Here is a 6,986-nt window from a genome sequence, read left to right on the forward strand (position 1 = left end):
TAAATAACAAATAGCTGCTTCGCGTACAAAGCTGGTCGGATGACGCAAGTTTTCAATAATTTGGTCAGTAGTTAGACGAATACGCGCTCCAACAGCGAAATGAAGGCAACATGCTAAACACCAGTCAGAGAGTGATGTTTCAAGGGTCAGTAAATGTCGAATTCTATCACTGACTACCATTTGCTCGTATTTACAAAGTTTAGCTTCTATTAATGCTTGAAGTTTTTGTCGGACATCACGTTTATCTAAAATAATTAGTAACAGCGATTTGTTTGGCAATGTCACTGTATGTTCTAGTATTTCTAAGCCTCTTCCTAGATTTTTTGATGATTCAGATAACACATTAGCTGCGGCTGCTTGAATCTTATCTTGAGAATAAAGTAACTTTAGAAGCAGCAATAACCGTTCTTTAATATCAATCTCTAAATCAAGCAACGCGCGCTTTAATAATTCACATATTGCCATTACTTTACGGCTAGATAAATAGTCAGTAACAAATTCGCGCGTTTTATATTCCAAGTAATCAGCGTAGACTTTCCCTTGTGTTTCTAAGTCCCTATATCCAGCGTATATCTCGCCCAATAACATTATCTCCTCATCGATTAATCTTTCTACCTGGGTTTCATACGATTTATCGACTAAACCTAAAATTCCTTCTTTCTCATGACGTTTGAGCAAGCTACGAAGAATACGGTCGCGGTCTTTACCCTTCGATGTTTCCAGGTTTTTCCACAATGTATCCATCGCTTCCCATGTGGAAATTTCTCCTATCGTTCGCCACGCATACATTCGCACTATCTCAGGTTTATGGGGATTTGTTGCTAAACTCAATACGATTGGTAATGCTTCGTTTTCAAGTTTGACGATGGCACGCATTGCAACTGCGCGCGTTGATTTGTAGTAAAGTCCTCCTAAAAGGGCTGGATAGTAATCTTCTAAACGTGTCGCTGCTATCATTTCTAACATTGCACAGCGCACCCGCAATGATTTGTCTTCTAACAAATTTGGAATTAAAAGCCGTAGTGTTTGTAAATAAACACCACTGCTTAATGCTCTAACCGCGTCTATCCGCTCACGTTCGTTCAAACTCGTTAGCATCGCTTTGAGAGTGCGAGTTCCTGCAACTTTTTGCTGCGTTGTTCCTTGTCGTAACAGTAGTGATGCAGCAGTCGCGCGAATTATTGGATGTTCTTCCTCGTTTAGAAATTGTTCGAGTCTACTTAAATTAGGATTATCTTCTGCTAGCCAAACATAACGCAACACTAGCGCGAATACTTCGGGGTTAATTTCGGTTTGAGGTAGTTTGAGTAATGAGTTGACTTGCGGTAAGTACGTTTTTGTTGCTCCTGCATTTAGCATTGCTTCTAAACAGGGTATTTGTAGAGTACTTGGTAGTTTGGTTAATAACGGCGCCAGTACTTCTGCTGCTCCTTGTTGGTCAATTTGAGATATCAACTCGATACATGAACGCTTGTCACTTTCCGTACCAGACTCTTTCAATGCTTTAGCTATCGCTTGTTTGAATGTACGCACATCCACATCGGCGCCTGTAAGTTTTCCCCGTCCTGCACTCAAAACCAACAAGTCTACGTAAAGAAATCGTAGTATCCAAAGCAACCCTAAACAGATAATTGCGACGATTGTTGTTTCGATTACCAATATCCAATTCAGCGATAAGGGAATTCGGGATGCTCCTAACCAAAGCGTACTGAAAATTACAAAACCCGCAATACCTGTACCCCAAGCTTCTGCGATACCCCCCGATAAGATTTGGACATTCGAGCGGAATTTCTCTGGAATCGGCTGAAATAGTAAAGGATTACCACTAACAACAAATGTATAGCGCAGCAGTTCGTCTATAAATTTTAATATTACTAAACCCCAAAAGAAGTTTTCCCCTTGTGTAATTGGTAGCAAACCTAATGACACAATTAATAGAGGCAGTAGGACTGCAATGCAAGTTGGTAATGTCCCCGTAGTAAAGAAGACTCCAAACCTTTCCAGAACTCGACTTGACACAAAAAACTGCATCAATAGTTCGCATATCCCAGTTACGCCACTAAATATCCCTAAAAAGCTTGCTATTTCTTGACCACTATAAGTGATTTCGATTTGAGTTAGATATTGAAAGTCGATTAATATGTTAATTATTTGTAATAGTCCAAAAAAGCCAAATAGCGCTAACGAGTAGCGTCGAAGCTTTCCTGAAAGCTGCGGTCGTGTGCGCGGTACTGAAACAGATTTTAATGACTGTTCGGGAAATGAACCTTTGTTTTCATGACTCAAGTAAAACAGCATCAAGGCGCCTGCAGCAATAAAAATTGCTGAGACAGGAATAATAACGTTTTTGAGTCCAACAAATGTTAATAGCAGCGGCAAACTAAAACCACTAAAAATGTCCGCAACCAAAAGCCCACTGCTAATTATCGGATATGCTCGCTTAATCTCACGAATATTAAAGATGTGGTTGGCAGCAATGGAAGTATTAAGATCGTTGAGAACATAAAACGCATCAACCCATAACCGCAATAGAAATACAGTCGCTACCGCGAGATAAGGAATTTCTAGACCTAGACGCAGTACCAACAGCGGTAAGAACATGCATGGCGCAATTCCTACTATTACATAACGCAAGCGAAACAACTGTTGCAGACGGGAGTAAAAAAAAACCAATAACGTGCCCATGAAAGCACTGGCAAGATAAATTAAAGGCAGCGAGTTGGCGCCATATTTTCCCAAAAATAGCGCTACTGTACTGTCTTCCGTCCAACGTAGTCCCACTGACGTTGTTGTATAAAACGCCAACATTAGCCATGTGCGCCGACTCTCCTCTGGACGTAGGTTGACAATCGCCAAGATTTGCTCGTTTAGGGTTTTGCCCAACATGGGCACTGACCAATGATGTTTAAATTCCATGCGGTTCTACTTTATGTCTATGACAAAAGTCCTGAGCTACTGAGTATTATTTTTCCCACTCAGCGCCCAGGACTATCACTTTTTATTTAAATTTTTGCTATGAACGCGAAATACGAGAATAACTAGCTATGTAATTACAACTGTGATTTCAAGTACGCGCGCTACTAACCACTATTTTTTCGGCGATATTAGCATCATCATATTCCTGCCCTCTTTTTTGGGCATTTGCTGCACTTCACCGACTGGTTCCAAGTCGTTCGCCATGCGCTTTAGCAACTCCTCTGCTAAATCACTGTGTTGAATTTCTCGACCTCGGAACATAACGGTGGCTTTCACCTTGTCCCCATCTTTCAAAAACCGCTCTGCTTGTTTGACGCGCACATTATAGTCGTGGTCTTCTATTTTATAGCGCATCTTAACTTCTTTCACATCAGCTGTATGCTGCTTCTTCCTCGCTTCGCGCGCTTTCTTCTCTTGCTCAAACTTGTATTTGCCATAGTCCATGATTCGGCACACAGGCGGTTCTGCTTTATCCGAGAGAAGCACTAAGTCTAACTCTTTTTCTTCTGCTAGCTGTAATGCCTCGTTCGGTGTTAAAATTCCCAGCTGCGCGCCATCGGTATCAATGACCCGAATTTTCGGGAAGCGAATTCGTTCGTTAATTTGGGGTAGGTCGCGACTTCTTCTTTTTTCAATCACAGGCATGTATGATTTTTAAGAGCTATTTGCTAAGATTTTGGCTATTTTTAGTGAGTGTATACAACAGTCAAAGCTAAATAACCAAGATTATTGAATGTTTTTGAGGAACAAGCTATAATCCTAGGGTTGCTAACGAACCAAATATAAATTTGTGTTAGCTCTATCCAGCTATACTTGTTATTCTACTAACTCCAACCCAATTTCTGTCAAATTGTTAACCGCGCGTTACATAACGTCGGTCATTATTGACTATTGTAACACCTACTACTTGATAATTGGCTTCTGTTTTTCTACGTAAATATACTTAATTAAGAGTTTTGTGTGTTACTGATTGCTAAAATAAATAATTTTAATCGCGTTTGAGCAAAGTATGTTTTGTCGGGATTTGCAAACATACACAGATTAATTTACTTAGAATAGATATAGTGACTGGTAATAATGCCTCTTCAATTTTAAAGTAGTTTACAAAAATTAATGAAGGAGGACGTAAATGGTAGAATCTTTGTGGCAGCACAGAGTGGGTTTGCAGCGTGATTGGGTTTGGCGAGGGTGGCAAACTCGCTATACGTATATTCGCTGTTTAAACAGCACCCGTGAAGAGATACCCATCATTCTTTTGCATGGTTTTGGTGCTTCTATTGGTCATTGGCGCCAAAATTTAGAGGTACTGAGCGAGCGTCATACGGTGTACGCGCTTGATATGCTGGGATGGGGCGCCAGCGAGAAAGCTCCTGTTAACTACAGTGTTAATCTTTGGGCTGAACAAGTATACGACTTTTGGAAAGGTTTTATTCGCAAGCCAATTGTTATAGTTGGGAATTCGTTGGGTTCACTAGTTTCTATAACTGCTGCTGCTGCCCATCCTGAGATGGTAAAAGGTTTGGTAATGATGAGTTTACCTGACCCATCATTAGAGCAAGAGGCAATACCTCCATTGTTGCGCCCAACTGTTATGGCAATCAAGAGCTTTGTTGCTTCACCCATGTTCCTTAAGCCTTTATTTTATTTTCTTCGTCAACCAGGAGTATTACGTCGTTGGGCAGCACTTGCATATGCTAACCCAGAAGCGATTACGGATGAATTAATTGATATTATTGCGGGTCCAACTAATGACCGAGGTAGTGTCCGTGCTTTTACTGCTTTGTTCAAGGCTAGCATTGGCGCCAATTTTAGTCCTAGCGTCAAAGCGATTTTGCCGACTTTAAATATACCGATGTTATTGGTGTGGGGAAAGAAAGACCGATTCGTTCCTCCTGCATTGGCGCCTATATTCGCGCAATACAATAATAATTTACAAATACTGAACTTAGATAATGTTGGGCATTGTCCCCATGATGAAAGCCCAGACGAAGTAAATCAAGTGATTTTAGATTGGGTTGATAAAACTTTAGTTTGTCTTGTGTAAGTTCTTTATTAAGACAACGAAAAGAAATCACTCTTTGGGAGAGATGTCGCAAAAATTAGAATAACGTTCTTACAATGCAGCCAAAATCCTTAAAATCTACCTTAGCTACTTTTTCTGTAACTCTCGGTTTCGGTACTGTTGCAGCTATTTTATCACCTTCGTTCAAAACTAGTGCAGCAGTATTTAGTAGTGCTATTGCGAGCGCTTCTATGGCTGTATTTAGTATTCGAGAAGACAGAAGTAAAACCGAGCAATTAGTCAGAGAGCTTAGACATTTAGCGACTGCCCACGCTAACCTGGAATTGAAGGTAGAGAGTTTAGAGAGGTTTTATCAACTTCAGCACCAGCAACCTGTTTTAAATCTAGTGGATGCAATATCTCCACAAATTACGATTACTGAAACTGATAAATTAATTTCTGAGTTAAATAGATTAAAAGTTAGTCTTAGGTTGCCTTACAAGCAGTTAGAGAAAGATGATTTATGTGATATAGCCGTATTCATGGGAGAGAATTATTTAGCATTAGCTCCGCTTTATCGAAAAATGAAAGCGAGTATAAGTGGTGATATGCAAGGAGGTTTTTCGTATAAGCTGTTAGGTAATGAAGAAGATGATAATATTTGTCTTCGGTTTAGAGGTATTTTAGAAAGTAAAGGATTATGGACTTCTAAGTATATTAAATCTGATAAACGAATTCGTTTTCAACCGCACAGTGGAGATACTAGGGTTAGAAGTTTTTTTGAGGGAGGATGGTTAGAAAAATATGTTGTATATAAAATTTGTTATTTGCTTTCACAGCATAATATTCAGTTTGAGTATTTAATTAATCCTCATGTCAGTTATTCTTTTGAAGAGTCTAAGTATTATGAGCTTGATGCTTTATTCTTAGTTGACAATCAATTAATTTTATTTGAAGTTAAAACGGGTGACAAAAGTAACGTATATCTTAATCAAATCAATGAGCATTCAAAAAGAAGGCGCCTAAATTTATCAAAAAACCGGGCGTTTTTAGTAACTTTATCACTAACTGATAGCGAGACTGAAGATTGGAATCGTAACAACAATAATATTACTGTTATCAATCTTAATAATCTAACGAACTGTGTTGCTAATAGTTTAGGATTGACTATTGCTTCTGAATTTGATTTAACGCGAGATACCGTTTTTAGTACAGAGCAGTTATACACGTTTTTGAATCACAAAAAATTGCGTCCTTCTCCAGAACACCGTTCTAATGTTATTAAAGAATTAATTGGAACTATTGCTTCTATGGAGGAGCCATTAACATTTAATGAGATTAGGAATAGAATTGCTGAGAAATTACAGATATCAAAAGCTTTGTCTGAAGAAATTTTACGCGCTATCCGACGGTCTAACTGCTTTATTGGTCGAGAAGGAGAATTAATTTCTCAATACACACAGCTTAGTGAACCGATTTCTGGTTTATTATTTAACGATATATTTGTTTTAGAAACTAAATGCATTGAAACTTACGCTTCTACAATTTTAGCTGAATATCCAAATTATTTTAATAACTCTCAAAACATTCGGGTTTTTGAACAAGCAGTAGGTAGCAAAGCTCCAGATATGGAGACTATCAACAAACTCAAAGCTATTAAATCTTTATCAGATATTTAAATGTATTTATAAATATTTATGTTCTGTCACTTAAATACGCCGATTTCTTTCATGCAGTAACGCTACTCATGATTTAATCAAGTCTAGGGCGCCTAATACAATATATAACATTCCGTTCTTGAGTTGTAAAACCTCTGTTCCCTCTTACTCTGTGTACTCTGTGGTAAATTTATTCAGCCTATTTTTTCACAAATAATTTAGGATTGCTATATATAAGGATAAAGCGTAAAAATACGGTATATCAAAGCATGGGCGCCAACAAAGCAAAAAACAAAAGCCTTCTCTTTGTATATCAGAAGAGAAGGGTTTTGTTTGTAATATTGCCCTGG

4 protein-coding genes are annotated in these 6,986 nt (G+C 38.6%); 2 read left to right on the forward strand and 2 right to left on the reverse strand.

Annotated elements, in window-relative coordinates; genetic code table 11:
• Positions 1-2,916, reverse strand: a 2,916-nt coding sequence (locus tag AC2JBO_RS41400) for an MFS transporter (RefSeq protein WP_496959443.1), incomplete at its 3' end; no start/stop codon positions are given.
• 171 nt (positions 2,917-3,087) lie between these two features.
• Positions 3,088-3,621 carry a translation initiation factor IF-3 gene (gene infC, locus AC2JBO_RS41405; protein WP_496959444.1) on the reverse strand — a complete coding sequence of 178 codons (534 nt, stop codon included), beginning with the start codon at positions 3,619-3,621 and terminating at the stop codon, positions 3,088-3,090.
• 484 nt (positions 3,622-4,105) lie between these two features.
• Between infC and AC2JBO_RS41410 the strand changes: the two genes are divergently transcribed.
• Positions 4,106-5,020 carry an alpha/beta fold hydrolase gene (locus tag AC2JBO_RS41410; protein WP_496959445.1) on the forward strand — a complete coding sequence of 305 codons (915 nt, stop codon included), beginning with the start codon at positions 4,106-4,108 and terminating at the stop codon, positions 5,018-5,020.
• Positions 5,021-5,094: 74 nt separating this feature from the next.
• Positions 5,095-6,657 (forward strand): hypothetical protein, encoded by a 1,563-nt coding sequence (locus AC2JBO_RS41415; protein ID WP_496959446.1) that lies wholly within the window; start codon positions 5,095-5,097, stop codon positions 6,655-6,657.
• Positions 6,658-6,986 lie beyond the last annotated feature (329 nt).

This window comes from Calothrix sp. CBUCES-K 9914 (assembly GCF_059640475.1).

Bases quoted from the DNA above. Each gene is read 5' to 3' on its own strand.
- AC2JBO_RS41415 (WP_496959446.1), top strand. From the start codon at position 5,095: ATGCAGCCAAAATCCTTAAAATCTACCTTAGCTACTTTTTCTGTAACT.
- AC2JBO_RS41410 (WP_496959445.1), top strand. From the start codon at position 4,106: ATGGTAGAATCTTTGTGGCAGCACAGAGTGGGTTTGCAGCGTGATTGG.
- infC (WP_496959444.1), bottom strand. From the start codon at position 3,621: ATGCCTGTGATTGAAAAAAGAAGAAGTCGCGACCTACCCCAAATTAAC.